Below are 16,959 nucleotides of genomic sequence, written 5' to 3' on the forward strand. Positions count from 1 at the left end.
AACGAAAGGCCCGGCGGTCAATTTCCGCCGGGCCTTTTGTCATCTGTGTTGTCGGATATCAATCGGCCTTGCCGGTGAACCGCCCCTTGAAAGCTACGTCCGAAAGGGGGAGGCGCTTGCTGGGTACTTCCCGTTCTGCCAGATCGTCAGGAAGAACAGCCTTGTCGGTCAATGTGCCGATGGCAACTGCGGCCTCCACCTTATATCCATCCGGAACGTCAAGCTTTTCCACGATCTGATCTTTAAATATGCCTGCCATGCCATGGGCGTGGTAACCGAGCAGATGCGCCTGCATGGCGAGTGAAAACCATGCCGCACCGGCATCGAAGGAATGCGTCGCCGAAGGCTTTTTCTCACCCGCGCGTGAAATATTGTGGTCGCGGGAAAGGACGAAGAGTAGCACCGAGGCATTTTTTGCCCAGCGCTGGTTTCCTTCCATCAGCAGTTCCACGAAGAGCGGCCAATCCTCGCTATCCTTGTGCGCGTAGACAAACCGCCACGGTTGCTGGTTGGATGCCGATGGCGCCCAATGCGCGGCATCGAGAATGGTCAGCAGATGCTCGTTTGGCATCGCATCTCCATCGAATGCGCGCGGAGACCAGCGATCGAGGAAGAGTGGATCGACGGGATATTCGGATTGCCGGGAATTGCTGTTTGTCACGGGCGTGTCCTTTTGATTGTCGGGAGGGAAAAGGTATTTTTCGAAAGTCGAAGCAGTCAAGGGGTGACAAGTATGAATGTATCGTTCATATATGCATCACCTTGTCTGACAACCGGGAGAGAGTTCCATGAAATTGATGCGCGTTGGCCAGCCTGGCCAGGAAAAACCTGCGATCCTCGACGCGGAAGGAAAAGTCCGCGATCTGTCTGTTCATGTCAAAGACATTGGCGGTGAAGCCATTTCTCCGGAAGGCCTGAAGAAGATTGCCGCCATCGACCTCGGCACTCTTCCCGTAATCTCCGAAGAGCGCATTGGCGCTTGTGTTGCCGGAACCGGAAAATTCATCTGCATCGGCCTCAATTTCTCTGACCACGCCGCTGAAACCGGTGCGACCGTACCGCCGGAACCGGTCATTTTCATGAAGGCGACCTCGGCAATCGTCGGTCCGAACGACGATGTTGTCATTCCGCGCGGTTCTGAGAAGACCGACTGGGAAGTCGAACTCGGCGTCGTCATCGGCAAGACCGCGAAATATGTATCTGAGGCCGATGCTCTCGACTACGTCGCCGGTTATTGCGTTTCGCACGATGTTTCTGAGCGGGCGTTCCAGACGGAGCGTGCCGGACAGTGGACCAAGGGTAAATCCTGCGACACTTTCGGTCCGATCGGCCCCTGGCTGGTCACGAAGGACGAAATCACCGATCCGCAGAACCTCGGAATGTGGCTGAAGGTCAACGGCCAGACAATGCAGGACGGCTCCAGCAAGACCATGGTTTACGGCGTCGCGCATGTCGTTTCCTATCTCAGCCAGTTCATGTCTCTCCATCCCGGCGACGTCATCTCCACCGGCACGCCTCCGGGCGTCGGCATGGGCCAGAAGCCCCCGCGTTACCTCAAGACCGGCGATGTCGTTGAACTCGGCATTGAAGGCCTCGGTTCCCAGAAACAGACCTTCGTTGCCGACATCTGATTATCAACAAACGTTCAACTGAAATTGAGGCGCCGGAGGGAAACCACCGGCGCCTTCGATTTTGTGCAGTTGCGAAAAGCTGCTATGGTCAAAAAAAGAGCTTGATCCGCGAGGAGGCGTAATCAGTGTTCTACCACCTCTATGAAATGAACCATGCGGCGATGGCGCCACTGCGCGCCGGTGCCGATATGATGCGCCAGGCATGCAGCAATCCTTTGAACCCGCTTTCCAGCACCGCCTTCGGGCGAAGCCTCGACGCAGGCTTTGAGGTATTCGAGCGCCTGACGCGCCGTTACATCAAGCCGGAGTTCGGTTTGGCGACTACCACCGTCGATGACCGGACCGTTGCCGTCACTGAAGAGATCATTTGGTCGCGTCCCTTCTGTAATCTCGTTCATTTCAAAAAAGAACTCGATGCGGCCCGCAAACCAGATCCGAAGGTGCTGCTGGTGGCGCCTATGTCAGGCCACTACGCCACATTGCTGCGGGGAACGGTCGAGGCGCTGCTGCCATCGGCGGATATCTATATAACCGATTGGATCGATGCCCGCATGGTGCCAGTCACCGAAGGGACATTCGATCTCGACGATTACATCAGCTACGTCATCGATATGCTGCGCGAGATCGGGCCCGGCGCCCATGTGGTCGCTGTTTGTCAGCCCTCGGTTCCGGTTCTGGCCGCAGTGTCCCTGATGGAAGCCGATGGTGACGGTTTCGCGCCTGCATCCATGACGCTGATGGGCGGTCCGATCGATACGCGCATCAATCCCACAGCTGTCAACGGTCTGGCCACGGCCAAGCCAATCGAATGGTTCCGCGACAATGTCGTCATGCAGGTACCGTGGCCGCAGCCGGCTTTTGGCCGGAATGTCTATCCCGGCTTCCTGCAATTATCCGGCTTCATGTCCATGAACCTCGACAAGCACATGACGGCACACAAGGATTTCTACCTGAACCTCGTCAAGAACGACGGCGATTCCGCTGAGAAGCATCGCGATTTTTACGATGAATATCTGGCCGTGATGGATTTGACGGCGGAGTTCTACCTGCAGACGGTGGAAACCGTCTTCATCGAACACGCGCTTCCCAAGGGAAACATGCAGCATAGGGGCAGGGCGGTCGATCCCGCTGCCATTCGTAACGTCGCGCTGTTCACCGTGGAAGGCGAAAACGACGATATTTCCGGTGTGGGCCAGACCAAAGCCGCACACGATCTTTGCCGGAACATCCCCGATGAAAAGCGTGGGCACTACATGCAGCCCGACGTCGGTCACTACGGCGTTTTCAACGGGTCGCGTTTCCGCAAGGAGATTGTGCCGCGCATGGTGGAATTCATCCGCAAGAACCAGACTGACTAGCGCTGGAAGCCAGGCGATGCCGCGCATTTGCGTGGCCAAGCCGGTGTCGAATCGGCTATGAACAGTCCATGTTTTCGTTCCTCAGAAAATCCGTGAAGTCGCCTGCGCCGAAAAAGGTAGCGCCCAGCCAGCGCACCGTCGAGGTGGCTGGCCGTCATGTGCCCATTACGGTGAAGGAAAATCCGCGCGCCACGCGCATCACCTTGCGCATCGAACCCGGCGGCCGGGCTCTGAAGCTGACGATCCCGATGGGGCTTCACCATGGCCAGGTGGATGATTTTCTCGAAAGGCATCAGGGCTGGATTGAAGGCAAGCTTTCGAAAATCACCCCAGATGACGGTTTGTGTCATGGTGCGTCGGTTGATATTCGCGGCGTATCCCATCGTATCCATCACACTGGCAGCCTGCGTGGCCTGACTCATATCTCCAAAGACGAGGACGGCACGGCGGTATTGAAAGTCAGCGGAGCGCCCGAACACCTGCGCAGACGGGTGGCCATGTTTATGAAAAAGGAAGCGAAGGCTGATCTGGAGAGGCTTGTTGCGGTTCACGCGAGCGCGGCCGGAAAGCCCGTGCGATCCATCAGCATGAAGGACACCCGCAGCCGCTGGGGATCGTGTTCCCATGATGGAAATCTGAGTTTCTCGTGGCGTATCGTCATGGCTCCGGAAAAGGTCATCGATTATCTCGCAGCCCACGAGGTTGCGCATCTGCGGGAAATGAACCACGGCCCGAAATTCTGGGCCCTGTGCGAAAAACTCTGCCCGCATACGCAGGAAGCCAAGGAATGGCTGAAACGTCACGGCTCTAAACTCCACGCCATCGATTTTGATTGAAAGTGGAGGCGTGCATCGCCATCTGGATTCACGTGAAACATTCCATGGAAAACGGGTGCGATTTGGCTCGACTCTTGTCGCATTTCGTGTCAGGTCGCGGGTATGAAACCGGATATCAAGATTTGCGGATTGAAGACACCGGAAGCGCTGGAGCGTGCCGTCAGGCGCGGCGCCTCCCATGTCGGCTTTATTTTCTTTGAAAAGAGCCCCCGCAACATCGAGCCCGATATCGCCGGCAGGCTGGCAGAAGCCGCCCGTGGCGCCGCAAAGGTTGTCGCCGTTACCGTCAATGCCGACAATGATGATTTAGACGAGATCGTCGATCTGCTGAGACCGGATATTCTGCAATTGCACGGCAGTGAAAGCCCGGAGAGGGTGCTGAACATCAAAGCACTCTACGGACTTCCGGTAATGAAGGCGCTTTCCGTTCGCGACGCCGCTGATCTTGCCAAGATTGATCCCTATATAGGTATAGCCGACCGTTTCCTGCTGGATGCCAAGGCGCCTGCGGGTTCCGATTTGCCGGGCGGCAACGGAGTAACCTTCGACTGGACCATCCTGCGCTCTCTTGACGGAAGTATCGATTACATGCTTTCCGGGGGATTGAACAAGGACAATGTCGCGGAGGCTCTGGCCGAAACCGGAGCTGGCGGACTGGATTTGTCGTCCGGTGTGGAGAGCGCGCCGGGCGTCAAGGATCTTGCGATGATTGATGCATTCTTCGATGTGGTGAATGATTGGTCGAAAGGCCCAAAGGGAGCTTGAAGTGAACGACGCGCCAACACCCAATTCTTTCCGCGCCGGTCCCGATGAGGACGGCCGTTTTGGCATTTACGGAGGCCGCTTCGTTGCCGAAACGCTGATGCCGCTTATTCTGGATTTGCAGGCGGAGTGGGAGAAGGCAAAGACCGATCCCGAATTTCAGGCAGAACTCAAATATCTCGGCGCTCATTACACTGGCCGCCCGAGCCCGCTTTATTTCGCGGAACGCCTGACGGCCGAACTGGGCGGCGCCAAGATCTATTTCAAGCGCGAAGAGCTGAATCACACCGGCTCGCACAAGATCAACAATTGCCTTGGCCAGATCCTGCTTGCCAAGCGCATGGGCAAGACCCGTATCATTGCCGAAACCGGTGCCGGCCAGCACGGCGTTGCCTCGGCGACCGTCGCCGCACGCTTCGGCCTGCCCTGCGTCGTTTATATGGGCGCGACGGATGTTGCCCGTCAGGCGCCGAATGTTTTCCGCATGAAGCTTCTGGGCGCTGAGGTAAAGCCGGTAACGGCTGGCCACGGCACTCTGAAAGATGCCATGAACGAGGCGCTGCGCGACTGGGTCACCAATGTCGATGACACCTATTACCTGATCGGCACAGCTGCCGGCCCGCATCCTTATCCGGAAATGGTTCGCGATTTCCAGGCCGTCATCGGTGAGGAAGCAAAGGCACAGATGCTGGAGGCGGAGGGCCGTCTTCCGGATATGGTCATTGCGGCTGTTGGCGGTGGCTCGAATGCCATCGGCATCTTCCATCCTTTCCTTGATGACAAGAGTGTCAGTATCGTCGGCGTCGAGGCTGGCGGCAGGGGTCTTTCGGGCGAGGAGCATTGCGCTTCAATCACGGCCGGTTCGCCGGGGGTTCTGCACGGAAACCGCACCTACCTTCTTCAGGATGCGGATGGCCAGATCAAGGAAGGCCATTCCATCTCCGCAGGTCTCGATTATCCCGGCATCGGCCCTGAGCATTCCTGGCTGAACGATATCGGCCGCGTGGAATATGTACCGATCATGGACCACGAGGCGCTGGACGCCTTCCAGATGCTGACGCGCCTCGAAGGCATCATTCCCGCTCTGGAGCCAAGCCACGCGCTGGCGGAAGTCATCAAGCGCGCACCGAAGATGGGCAAGGATGAGATCATCCTGATGAATCTTTCGGGTCGTGGGGACAAGGATGTCCACACCGTCAGCAAGTTCCTCGGAATGGAAATGTAAGGCCATGACTGCACGTATGGACAAGCGCTTTGCCGATCTGCGCGCTGAAAACCGCCCGGCTCTGATTACCTATTTCATGGGCGGCGACCCGGATTTCGAAACCTCGCTCGGCATCATGAAGGCCCTGCCGGAAGCAGGCGCCGACGTTATCGAGCTCGGCATGCCGTTTTCCGACCCGATGGCGGATGGCCCGGCGATCCAGCTGGCAGGACAGCGCGCGCTGAAAGGCGGCCAGACGCTGAAAACCACGCTCGATCTCGCCCGCGAGTTCCGCAAGGAAGACGACGCGACCCCGATCGTGATGATGGGATATTACAATCCGATCTACATCTACGGCGTCGACAAATTTCTGGACGATGCGTTGGCGGCTGGCGTCGACGGTCTGATCGTTGTCGATCTGCCGCCTGAAATGGATGATGAGCTCTGCGTGCCCGCCTTGGCGCGCGGCGTGAATTTCATCCGTCTCGCCACGCCGACGACGGATGGCAAGCGCTTGCCGACCGTTCTTAAAAATACCTCAGGTTTCGTTTATTACGTATCGATGAACGGTATTACCGGTTCCGCACTGCCCGATCCGTCGTTGATCTCTGGCGCGGTCGGTCGTATCAAGGCGCATACGGAACTGCCGGTTTGCGTCGGTTTTGGTGTCAAGACGGCCGATCATGCCAAAGCGATCGGTGCCGTGGCGGATGGCGTGGTGGTCGGTTCGGCCATCGTCAACCAGATCGCCGGCAGTCTGACGAAGGACGGGCAGGCAACCGCCGATACCGTGCCATCCGTCACGACGCTGGTAAAAGGACTTTCAACGGGCGTGCGTGCGTCGCGCCTTGCCGCTGCGGAATAAGCGCGCGGCCCAGTCAGGAGTAGTCAGTTGAACTGGATCACCAATTACGTACGGCCCCGGATCAATTCCATGCTTGGCCGCCGCCCGGAGGTTCCTGAGAACCTGTGGATCAAGTGCCCGGAAACGGGCGAGATGGTCTTCCATAAGGATCTGGAAGATAACAAGTGGGTCATTCCGGCTTCCGGTTACCACATGAAGATGCCGGCAAAGGCGCGTCTCGGCGATCTTTTCGATGGTGGCGTCTATGAGGCCTTGCCGCAGCCGAAGGTAGCGCAGGATCCGCTGAAGTTCCGCGATTCCAAGAAATACACCGATCGTCTGCGCGACAGCCGCACGAAGACCGAGCAGGAAGATACCATCCTTGCCGGCGTTGGTCTCCTGAAAGGCCTGAAGATCGTTGCCGTTGTGCATGAATTCCAGTTCATGGGCGGTTCTCTCGGCATCGCGGCCGGCGAAGCCATCGTCAAGGCGTTCGAGCGCGCCATTTCAGAGCGTTGCCCGCTGGTCATGTTCCCGGCCTCCGGTGGCGCCCGCATGCAGGAAGGCATTCTGTCGCTGATGCAGCTGCCGCGCACCACGGTTGCTGTCAATATGCTGAAAGAAGCAGGCATGCCCTACATCGTGGTTTTGACGAACCCGACGACGGGTGGTGTCACTGCTTCCTACGCCATGCTGGGTGACGTGCATATCGCCGAGCCGGGCGCCGAAATCTGCTTTGCGGGCAAGCGCGTGATCGAACAGACCATTCGCGAAAAGCTCCCGGAAGGCTTCCAGACATCGGAATACCTGCTGGAGCACGGCATGGTGGATATGGTGATCGATCGCCGCGAAATTCCCGATACGCTGGCAAGCCTTCTCAAGATCATGACGAAGGCTCCGGCAGAAGCAAACGCGGTCATTCCGCTCGCGGCTTCGGCCTGACGGAAAAATATGTCGCCCGGAGGCGGGAAGCGCCTTCGGGATGACGTTATACGTTGCATGATTTCATCTCGGGTGCGGCGGACAAATGGCCAATACAACGCCTGAAAGGCGAACAGAAGATATGACGAAGCCCGCAATCGGCGAGGCCGAACAGATCATAGAAAAGCTGATGCAGCTTCACCCCAAGGGTTTTGATCTTTCACTGGACAGAATTTCCCGTCTTCTGGAAAAACTAGGCAGCCCTCAGAAAAGGTTGCCGCCGGTTATTCATGTCGCAGGCACCAACGGCAAGGGTTCGGTTACGGCCTTTTGCCGCGCATTACTGGAGGCGGCAGGACTTTCCGTGCACGTCCACACCTCTCCGCATCTCGTGAACTGGCATGAACGTTATCGCATCGGCGTTTCCGGCGAAAAAGGCCGTTATGTCGATGATGCCGTCTTTGCGGATGCGCTGCGCCGCATCGAAGCTGCCAACGGCGGCCAGATGATAACGGTTTTCGAAATTCTGACCGCCGCGATGTTTCTGCTCTTCGCGGAGCATCCGGCAGATGCTGCCGTGGTCGAGGTTGGGCTCGGTGGGCGCTTCGATGCGACCAATGTGATCAACAACCCGGCCGTTTCCGTTATCATGCCGATATCGCTCGATCATCAGGCCTATCTCGGCGACCGGGTGGAACTGATTGCCGCTGAAAAGGCCGGCATCATGAAGTCGGGTTCCCCTGTCGTCATTGGTCATCAGCAGTATGATGCGGCGCTGGATACCCTCGTTTCCACGGCTGAGCGTCTTGGTTGCCCGGCATCAGTCTATGGGCAGGATTTTTCCGCCCATGAAGAATTCGGCCGTATGGTCTACCAGGATGAATTCGGCCTGACCGACGCGCCGCTGCCACGTCTTCCCGGTCGACACCAGCTTGCCAATGCCGCTGCTGCGATCCGGGCCGTCAAGGCTGCCGGTTTTGAGGTGACGGAGCGGATGATCGAAAAGGCCATGACAACAGTGGAATGGCCCGGCCGTCTTCAGCGTGTCCTAACCGGAAAAATCGCTGAAATCGCTCCGAAGGATGCGGAAATCTGGATCGATGGTGGTCACAACCCAGGCGCGGGCGAAGTCATTGCCGAGGCAATGGCGGGGTTTGAAGAAAAGACACCGCGCCCGCTGTTCATCATTGCCGGCATGATCAACACCAAGGATCCGGTGGGCTATTTCAAGGCTTTCGCCGATATCGCGGAGTATGTCTTCACGGTTCCAATCGGCGGCACTGATGCCGCAATCGATCCCGTCGTGCTTGCCCATGCGGCCTTTGATGCCGGTCTGGTTGCGGCGCCTACATCTTCGCTGACCGAGGCGCTGGACGAGCTATCGCGTCGCTTCGATCCCGAAGGGCCGCCGCCGCGCATCCTGATCGGCGGCTCGCTTTATCTTGCCGGAAACGCGCTTGCATTGAATGGTACGGTTCCCGAATAAAAAAGCCCGGCATCGCTGCCGGGCTTTTCTTTATTCCATGGAAAGTCGCTTACGCGGCGCCGGAAATCCAGGCCGAAAGCGCTGTCTTGGGCGCAGCGCCGACCTTGATGTCAGCCACTTCGCCGCTCTTGAAGATGGCAAGAGTCGGGATGGAGCGAACGCCGAACTGGGCAGCCAGTTCCGGGTTTTCGTCGATGTTGAGCTTCGCGACCTTGACCTTGCCGGCAAGCTCGGACGAAATTTCTTCGAGGCTCGGCGCGATCATTTTGCACGGGCCGCACCATTCGGCCCAGAAATCCACTACGACTGGTTCGGAGGATTCGAGGACTTCGGACTGGAAGTTGGCGGCGTCGACTTTTACGGTAGCCATATCTGGCTCTCCTTTCAGTGAATCTTTTCCACTATCGATGTGATGCGGGCGCGTCGAAATTTCAATGCCCCGGTATCTCACTTTGTCTTTATTGCGGCAAGGGCTTGCATCATGGCATCGTCACCAACCGTCATAAAAGCGGCATTTTCCGTATAAATCAGCGCGCAGACAAATTCCTTGCCGGGATAAAGCGGTGACAGAATTTCGCGATAGATGGCAAGCTGTGCCGTGTGGGAGAAGGGTATCTCGTGCGCGTCGCGCGGCGGCACGCGGTTCGTCTTGTAATCGACCAGAATGACGCGGTCGCCATCCACTGCCAGCCGGTCGATACGGCCGGAAACCGCATAATGCTGCCTGCCGATCGTCATGGTCCCCATAATGGAAACTTCTGCGCGGCTATTGGGCGAAAATGCCGGCTGTACAGATGGTTCGGACATGACCCGCAAAACCGCCCGTATCAGATGTTCGCGCTCGGCAGACGGCCAGAACCGTGCGGCACGTTCGGCATAGCGGCGGGCTGCCTCTTCCCGCTCACTCTCGGCAAAATCCGGCAGGGCCTGCAGCATGCGATGCACCAGCCGACCGCGTTGCAATGCCAGCGAGGAGACATCGGCTTTTTCGCCGAAAAGCGGCGAACGCACGGCAAGATCGTCCGCACCGTCATCAATGATGGTGCCCGCGCCGGAAGGGCTGAGTGGCCTCGGCAATGATGGCAGGGCGGGCAAGGGGGTAAGAAGCCCCGCCGGAAGAGCATATTCTTCTTGCGTCTGTGGTTCAGGCAGCCTTTGCGGAGCGGGGGTCGAACGAATATCGGACTTGCGCCAGACAAGCCCCTGCCACTCTTCACCATCGGCCATAAACTGTTGCGGTTGGCAGTGCTTTTCATTGTCGGCGAGTGCTGCCTTGACGATGGCATGCCAGCATTCGGGATTTTCCTTCTGGCCGCGATAACCGCAAACGACCAGATGATCGGCAGCGCGTGTCATCGCGACATAAAGCAGCCGGCGATATTCGTCTTCCGCGGCCGTCTTCAGGCGTTCCTCATCGGCGCGAATGAGATGATTGGAAAAACCGCTGCCAGGCAGCCAGACGGGGAAGGCATCCCCGTCTGCTTCAACGAAGCGCAGTTTCGGGACATGACTGTGGTTGAAGGCTTTCGAACCGCCATCGACCACAAAAACAACCGGCGCTTCTAGACCCTTGGAGGCGTGCACGGTCATGATCCGCACTTCACCGCGATCCTTGTCCTGTTCGCGTTTCACCTCCGGCGAATCCGTTTCCAGAACGGATAGGAAGGCTTGCAGGCCGGGCAAGCCGGTCCTTTCATGGTCAAGCGCAAAGGACAGGAACTCGTCCAGAACATCGCTCGCCTCGTTGCCGAGACGACCCAGGAACTTTTTGCGCCCGTCATGCAGGGTCAGAACCGCAGCGAAGAAATCATGCACCGTTGCCGTTTTCGAAAGCGCGATGAAGTTCTTGAGCTTGTTGGCGACTGCGAAGAAGCGGCCGTTCTCGTCTTGCGAAAGCGTCTGCAATCTTTGCCACACGCTCTCCGTATCGGATCGCGTGGCAGCGACATCAAAAACATCGTCTTCGGAGAGATTGAAAAGCGGGCTTTTCAACAGCGCGGCCAGAGAAAGGTCATCCTCAGGCAGCACGACAAAACGGCCAAGCGCCAGAAGGTCCTGCACGGCGATGTGATCGGTCAGGCGAAGACGGTCGGCACCGGCGACGGGAATGTTCTTGCGCCGTTTCAGCTCACGGGTCAGCGCATTGACGAAAGCATGGCGTTTTCTGACCAACACAAGAATATCGCCGGGCTCAATAGCGCGTTCCACGCCCTTTTCGATGATTGTCTGGTTGCCGATCATGCCGGCAATGCGCGCGGCGATCCGGCGGGCAACGATGGTGGCCGGCGCGCTTTCCCGAAGTGCATCGAAAGGCGCCGTCCAGTCTTCTTCGTCCTCTGCGGTTTCCGGCGCCACCATATCCCAGACTTCCACGGTGCCGGGGTGGCCGGCGCGGTTGGAGCGGTGTTCGACTGGCTCGTTATCGGCGCTGAGGCCGCTGGCATTTTTAGGGTCCGAAAAGACCTGATCGACGGCGGCCAGCACATCTTCCGTGGAACGGAAGGACAGCGGCAGGCGGATGCGGTGAAATGCCTGCTCCACCGAATCGACACGCCTTTTGGTCTCGTCGCGCTCCTGCGAAAACCGCTCCGGTCGTGCGCCCTGGAACGAATAGATCGATTGCTTTTCATCACCGACGGCAAAAAGCGTGCGCCGCCCCATGCGGGCGCTCTCGCCGCTGAAGAAGTCCGCCGCCAGCGACTGGATGATCGACCATTGCACAGGGCTGGTATCCTGCGCCTCATCGACGAGGATATGGTCGATACCCTGATCTAGCTTGTAATGTACCCAGGCGCCCGCCGTATCGCGGTTGAGGAGATTGGCGGCGCGCTCGATCAGATCCTCAAAATCGAGCTGGCTTCGCTGCTTTTTCAGATCCTCGAAATCGCCGATCAGTCTCTCAGCCAGAACAAGCGCGCATTTCGTCGCCTCCAGCATTCGCACCAGACGATAGCGATTACGACAGGCCACGACATGGTCCCGCGCAAGCGTCAGCGCGTCGACGAGATCGGGTGCGGATTTCTGCATGCCCTTGTTGATGACATAGGCATCGGATTTTTTCTCGCCCTTGGCTGTCAACAGCGCAGCTTCGATGAATTCCATGCGCCGCACGGAATCCGTCTGCCGTTTCGCTTCCCGCAGGGCATAAGCGACATCTATGACGCGCGATCCGCCCACTTCGTCGGCAAGCGTCAGATAGGTATCGAGGGAAAGCCCCGAGAGACCGGGCAAGGGCCAGAATGCTGCCGCTGCCGTTTCTTCGGTTTCACCCGCGTCTATCTGCATTGCCTGCCGTAATTGGGCATCGATACCATCAGCCTGTTTTGCATCGATCAAAAAGGCACGAAGGGCGCTGCGATTGGCGATGATGGCGGTGAGTAGCGATTCGAGCCCGCTTTCGTCCGCCAAATCAAGCACATAGGCGAGAGACTGCGCGAGATCGGTGTCTCCCTCCGTCGAAACCGCCGTTAAAAGCGACCGACGTGCCTCAGCCAGCAGGGTTGTTGCGGCACGGTCATCAAGGACGGAGAAGTGGCCGGCGACATTGGCCTCCAGCGGGAACTGATGCAACAAGGCTTCGCAGAAGGCGTGGATCGTCTGGATCTTCAGCCCACCGGGCGTTTCCAGCGCCTTGGCGAACAGCCGCCGCGCTTCGGCCAGCTTGATGCGATCCGGCATCTTTCCTTCGATGGCAGCGACGCGATCCCCAAGATCGTTATCCGGCAACGTAGCCCATTCCGCCAGACGGTCGAAAACGCGGCTCGACATTTCGGACGCCGCTGCCTTGGTATAGGTCAGGCACAGAATTGCGGAGGGTCGGCACCCGGCCAGAAGTAGACGGATGACGCGCTGGGTCAGTACATGGGTCTTGCCGGAACCGGCATTGGCCGAAACCCAGGCGGAACTTGCCGGATCGGAGGCGAGCCGCTGTCGGTCGCTCGTCCAGTCTATCCAGCTTTGCGGGGTGTCCGTGGCAGGCCCGTGATCGATAGGGTCAATCATCATCGCCGTCTCCCGGTTCTGCCGTCGACCATTCCGAAACGCGGGCGAGGTGGTCATATTCCCCACCGTAGGATTGTTGCTCCTCCGGCACCAGCCGCGAGGCAAAGCCGTTTTCGCCATCACGCAGCGAACGCACGAACTCGGCCAGCTGATCGATTGATTCGGTTGCCAGCTCGATTGCCGATTTCGGTGCTTTTTTGCCACCCCGGTTGGAGTGTTCGTTGTTCACCTGGTCGGGAAAGAAACGGTCACCCGGCCGCAGGCGCACATAGATAAGGTTTTCCGGTGTCTGCGAACCCGCCTCGCGGAAGGCGCCCCGCATCAGTGCTGCCGCTTCCAGCGCGAGCTGCGGGTCGAGCAGCGCGCGCGCCTGATTGACTGAAGGCGCAAGCCCCGTTTTGTAGTCGATAATATCCGCCTGACCGCCGGTCTTGATATCTATGCGGTCGGCGATGCCGGTCAGCCTTATTCCTGCCTCGGGGATTTCCTGTCCGGCACGCGCCTCGAAAAAGCTGCGGCGGATGGATGGATGTCGTTCTTTCTCCCAGTCGATGAAGGCGCGTGCCACCGCCTCGATCGCGGGCGCCAGATGACATCGACATGTGCAGGAAGATCTTCCGCGTCGAAACTTTCATCCAGAATACGCTGCATGGCCTCGAGCGATGCCGGCGTGCCGGGAATATGCCCCTCGCGGGAATAGCGCTCGATGATTGCATGATAGAGCGTGCCACGGTCGGCGGCATTGGGATCGCGGTTGAAGCCATCAAGCGGGTTGAGCTTCAGGATACGCCGCGCGTAGATCGAATAGGGGTCACGGCGCAGCCTGCCCACTTCGCTGAAGGAATAGCTCTTCGGCTGCAAGTCGGCCGGCGGTTTGGGGGCAGGGCGCTTTGCTGCTTCCTGGTCGATGCTCGCATCCATCAGTGCCGCCCAGTGGCGATAGGTCTCGCCGCGCTTCTTCAGCTGGTCGGCAAAATCCTCGCCGCCGAGTGCCAGCAACCGTTGCAGCCAGCGTGATGCGACTGCGGGTGTCGAGCCCTGTCTGAGCGCGCGGCTGTAGAAAATCTGCCGTGTCCCGTTCGCCATCTCGAAATCGTGCGCCAGCTGGCCGATGCGCCGCTCCGGCGGTTCCAGACCGATGGCTGTCTTCATGTTGCGGGACAGAAACGGGTTGTTTGCCGTCTGGCCCGGCCAAAGCCCTTCATTGAGACCGCCGATCACGACAGTGTCGACGCTTTGCAGTCGTGCCTCAAGGGCACCGAAAATGAAAATGCGCGGATGGCGCATGGATCGCGGCTTGATCGATTCGCCAGCAACCAGTGCCGCGAAGATATCAGCCCATTGCGGACCATCCGCATCAAGGATTTCGCCGCTTTCCATCAATTCGCCAAACAGGCCGGAAAGCTTGTCGCCTGCCTCGCCGGACCAGAGAGTGGCAAGATCGTTGTTGTCATCCGCGCAGATGGCTTCGATCACCCGGCCCGTCCGCTCGGCCCAATCGGAAAGCGGCAATTTGTCCGTGAAAGACCGGCCTGAGCGGTCGCGACGAACGAATGCGCTGCCAAGCGGCTCTGTCGAAACGGCGATCCGGCGTGCCAGATCGCAAGCGGCGTCTACGCTTCCCTCGGGCAGCGCCAGCCTCCAGGCAGGCGGATGCCGGTCATCGCGCTGCGCCGCCAGTTGCGCATCGAGAACCGCCTCCAGATTGCCGATTTCGGTTTCGACGCGGCCGCCTCTAAGTGCGATCAATTCCAGCGCCTTTGATGCTTTTGTAAAAGCCTCCAGCGAAAGCCCGAAACGGCTGAGCGGATGTTTCAGAAGGGAAATGACCGGCACCGGATCTCCGGGCCTGAGGATCGCTTCCAGTGCGAGTTGCGTCAGTCCGGCCTGCGGCGTGGCGGAAAGCGGCGTACCGGCGGAATCGTCGGCTTCGATACCGAAGCGCTGCAATTCCGTCGCCACGCGCCTGGCCAGTCCGCGATCGGGCGTGATCAGCGCGGCCTGAGACGGGCGGCCAGCGCCCGGCGCTTCAAGCGCCAGCCGCAGCGCCACCGCAATTGCGGTTGCCTCTTCGCGCTCGTTGGCAGCTTCTATCAGGGTCGCTGCCGCAAAAGCATCGTCGAAAAATCCGGGTTGCTTGTCCTCACGCCAGCGGTTCCAGTCACTGGTGGATTTGGCAGGAGCAAGTGCTGCCGAAAAAACCGCCGCGCGTTTTTCAAGATCGCTATCGATAGCGCCGATCTGAACGACATCGTCTCGCATGATGTCGAGCTTCTGCAACAGCATGTAGAGCCCGTATTGCGAATGGGTGCGGCTTGAAGGATCAGTAGGGTCCTCGGCAATAGCCTCCCATTGCTCCTCCGGCATCGTAAGATCGAGGCCCGGAAGCACGACGACGCCCTGGGGCAGCGAGGCGACAGAGGCGATAAGGTCTGCTGCTGCCGGAATTGAGCCCGTGGAGCCCGCAACGATGATCGGTCCGGTGTCCGGCAGGTTGGCAAGCCGGTTCGCCTCCGCCCTCAGGATGCCGTTGCGATGTCGGCCTGCGGAAGTTCGATTGAGTTCGGCAAGACGGGCAGGCCAGAAGACGCTGGCGATTTTCAGGAAATCCGCCGTCAGCTGCCACCATTGGGCGTGATCGCCGGTATCGAGATGCGCGAGCGCCTCCCATTCCTTTTCTTCCGTATCCATCGCATCGATCACTTCGCCAAGCGCGCGCGCCAGCCATATGGCGTCGGCAGGGCTGGCTGGTGCGACAAGTGGTGAGTCCGAATGGATGGCCCTGATGGCGTCCGGCAGGCTGTTGCGCCATGCCAGAATGAGGCGCGCCAGCTCGATTTGCCGGCCGGTGCCGGAAATCGGCGGCGCCAGATCCATGATCTCAGGATTTTCGATCTCGAAGAAGCCGCTGTCGTCATCGGTTTCGCCGAGCGGCCGGATCAGTGGCAAAATGGCGGAACGGCCGCCCAGAAGATCGACAAACTCTGAGCGCAGCACGCGGGCGGAGCGCCGGGTCGGAACATAGATCGTCACCTTGGCAAGCGAAAGCGGATCCGCAGGGTCGTATTTATAGCCGGCTGTCAGTGTCCCGTCACACAGCGTTTCCGCGAGCGTTTTGAGGAACGGTGTTCCCGCAGCGATCGTCAGGACGCGCTTTGCGTGATGGGTGAAAGTCATGCAGAGCGCTTTTCCCTGAATTGCCGGATGATACTTTCGGCATCGTCTATCGCATCGGGAGTGCCGACGGTGATCCAGTGGCCATCCAGTGAAAGTCCGAAAAGTCGTTCTTTCTCGATGGCGCGGTCGAAATAGATATTCAAGTTGAAAGCATCCCCCGGCGCATCGTCCAGCAGGTGCGCATCCATGGCAATGGCCCCGGCATAAACCACCGGGTTCGTGTCCCCGTCGCGATACCGCGCCAGTCTACCATCCGAAGAGAGGTTGAAATCCCTCTTGCCGTTATGACCGGTGGTACGGTCCATATCGACGCAGAGCATAGCCATATCCATGTGCGTGGCATCGAAGAATTGCGCAAGCTTGCGCAGGTTGCTGACGGCATTCAGCTGTTCGCCAATCCAGAAAAGATCGGCATTCATGACGAAGACGGGACCTGGCTCCAGAAGTTTCAGGCCCTTGGCAAGTCCGCCACCGGAATTCATCAGCTGCGACCGCTCGTCGGAAATCAGGATTTCGGAGTCGGTACGGGTTTCAAGATGGGCGATCATCTGATCGGCATGGTGATGGACGTTGACGACGATCTTCTCGGCGCCGGCCTCGACAAGGGCGTCGAGCGCGTAGTCGATCATCGGTTTGCCGGCGATCTTGACGAGCGGTTTCGGGATCGTATCCGTGATCGGGCGCATCCGGGTGCCGAGCCCGGCGGCCAGCACCATCGCGTTCTTGATCGTCATTGTG

General features: G+C 58.9%; 12 protein-coding genes and 1 pseudogene. 8 read left to right on the forward strand and 5 right to left on the reverse strand.

From position 1 onward, the window contains the following. Positions 1-58 precede the first annotated feature (58 nt). Positions 59-661 carry a nitroreductase family protein gene (locus tag RBH71_RS26365; RefSeq protein ID WP_111802475.1) on the reverse strand — a complete coding sequence of 201 codons (603 nt, stop codon included), beginning with the start codon at positions 659-661 and terminating at the stop codon, positions 59-61. A gap of 127 nt (positions 662-788) precedes the next feature. Between RBH71_RS26365 and RBH71_RS26370 the strand changes: the two genes are divergently transcribed. From RBH71_RS26370 to RBH71_RS26405, 8 genes are all read left to right on the forward strand, one after another. Continuing rightward, positions 789-1,631: a fumarylacetoacetate hydrolase family protein gene (locus tag RBH71_RS26370; protein ID WP_003516343.1), complete on the forward strand. Its 843-nt coding sequence runs from the start codon at positions 789-791 to the stop codon at positions 1,629-1,631. 125 nt (positions 1,632-1,756) lie between these two features. Next, entirely contained in the window at positions 1,757-2,989 is a 1,233-nt protein-coding gene (locus RBH71_RS26375) for a polyhydroxyalkanoate depolymerase (protein WP_003516342.1), read from the forward strand. A gap of 68 nt (positions 2,990-3,057) precedes the next feature. After that, positions 3,058-3,825, forward strand: a complete 768-nt coding sequence (locus tag RBH71_RS26380) for a M48 family metallopeptidase (protein ID WP_003516341.1) — start codon at positions 3,058-3,060, stop codon at positions 3,823-3,825. 102 nt (positions 3,826-3,927) lie between these two features. Then, the gene (locus RBH71_RS26385; RefSeq protein WP_003516340.1) at positions 3,928-4,590 is read left to right on the forward strand and encodes a phosphoribosylanthranilate isomerase; all 663 of its coding nucleotides are present in this window, start codon (positions 3,928-3,930) and stop codon (positions 4,588-4,590) included. Between the two features lies 1 nt (position 4,591). After that, a complete protein-coding gene (gene trpB, locus RBH71_RS26390) occupies positions 4,592-5,812 on the forward strand; it encodes a tryptophan synthase subunit beta (RefSeq protein ID WP_003516339.1) in 1,221 nt (406 codons plus the stop codon). Positions 5,813-5,816: 4 nt separating this feature from the next. Then, entirely contained in the window at positions 5,817-6,656 is an 840-nt protein-coding gene (trpA, locus tag RBH71_RS26395) for a tryptophan synthase subunit alpha (RefSeq protein WP_003516338.1), read from the forward strand. 27 nt (positions 6,657-6,683) lie between these two features. Further along, positions 6,684-7,577 (forward strand): acetyl-CoA carboxylase, carboxyltransferase subunit beta, encoded by an 894-nt coding sequence (gene accD / locus RBH71_RS26400; RefSeq protein WP_003516336.1) that lies wholly within the window; start codon positions 6,684-6,686, stop codon positions 7,575-7,577. An 85-nt stretch (positions 7,578-7,662) separates the two neighbouring features. Then, on the forward strand, positions 7,663-9,042 hold the full coding sequence (locus RBH71_RS26405; protein ID WP_173739217.1) for a bifunctional folylpolyglutamate synthase/dihydrofolate synthase: 1,380 nt from the start codon (positions 7,663-7,665) through the stop codon (positions 9,040-9,042). Positions 9,043-9,091: 49 nt separating this feature from the next. On the opposite strand, the gene trxA is transcribed toward RBH71_RS26405, so the two are convergent. The 4 genes and pseudogenes from trxA to RBH71_RS26425 all read right to left on the reverse strand — a co-directional run bounded on the left by trxA (position 9,092) and on the right by RBH71_RS26425 (position 16,955). Then, positions 9,092-9,412, reverse strand: coding sequence for a thioredoxin (gene trxA / locus RBH71_RS26410; protein WP_003516334.1), 321 nt, complete (start codon positions 9,410-9,412; stop codon positions 9,092-9,094). Between the two features lie 77 nt (positions 9,413-9,489). Next, positions 9,490-13,047, reverse strand: a complete 3,558-nt coding sequence (gene addA / locus RBH71_RS26415; RefSeq protein ID WP_003516333.1) for a double-strand break repair helicase AddA — start codon at positions 13,045-13,047, stop codon at positions 9,490-9,492. Further along, positions 13,037-16,221: pseudogene (gene addB / locus RBH71_RS26420) on the reverse strand (double-strand break repair protein AddB). The gene addA and the pseudogene addB overlap by 11 nt, the downstream one beginning before the upstream one ends. Then, positions 16,218-16,955, reverse strand: coding sequence for a nucleotidyltransferase family protein (locus RBH71_RS26425; RefSeq protein ID WP_003516331.1), 738 nt, complete (start codon positions 16,953-16,955; stop codon positions 16,218-16,220). Before RBH71_RS26425 ends, addB begins: the two are co-directional and overlap by 4 nt. Positions 16,956-16,959: the final 4 nt, after the last annotated feature.

Source organism: Rhizobium sp. AN68, assembly GCF_030758035.1.
Lineage (GTDB): Bacteria > Pseudomonadota > Alphaproteobacteria > Rhizobiales > Rhizobiaceae > Agrobacterium > Agrobacterium tumefaciens.

Coding starts and splice junctions, on each gene's coding strand:
- RBH71_RS26405 (WP_173739217.1), top strand. CDS start 7,663: ATGGCCAATACAACGCCTGAAAGGCGAACAGAAGATATGACGAAGCCC.
- RBH71_RS26370 (WP_003516343.1), top strand. CDS start 789: ATGAAATTGATGCGCGTTGGCCAGCCTGGCCAGGAAAAACCTGCGATC.
- trpA (WP_003516338.1), top strand. CDS start 5,817: ATGACTGCACGTATGGACAAGCGCTTTGCCGATCTGCGCGCTGAAAAC.
- RBH71_RS26425 (WP_003516331.1), bottom strand. CDS start 16,955: ATGACGATCAAGAACGCGATGGTGCTGGCCGCCGGGCTCGGCACCCGG.
- RBH71_RS26380 (WP_003516341.1), top strand. CDS start 3,058: ATGTTTTCGTTCCTCAGAAAATCCGTGAAGTCGCCTGCGCCGAAAAAG.
- addA (WP_003516333.1), bottom strand. CDS start 13,047: ATGATGATTGACCCTATCGATCACGGGCCTGCCACGGACACCCCGCAA.
- RBH71_RS26385 (WP_003516340.1), top strand. CDS start 3,928: ATGAAACCGGATATCAAGATTTGCGGATTGAAGACACCGGAAGCGCTG.
- trxA (WP_003516334.1), bottom strand. CDS start 9,412: ATGGCTACCGTAAAAGTCGACGCCGCCAACTTCCAGTCCGAAGTCCTC.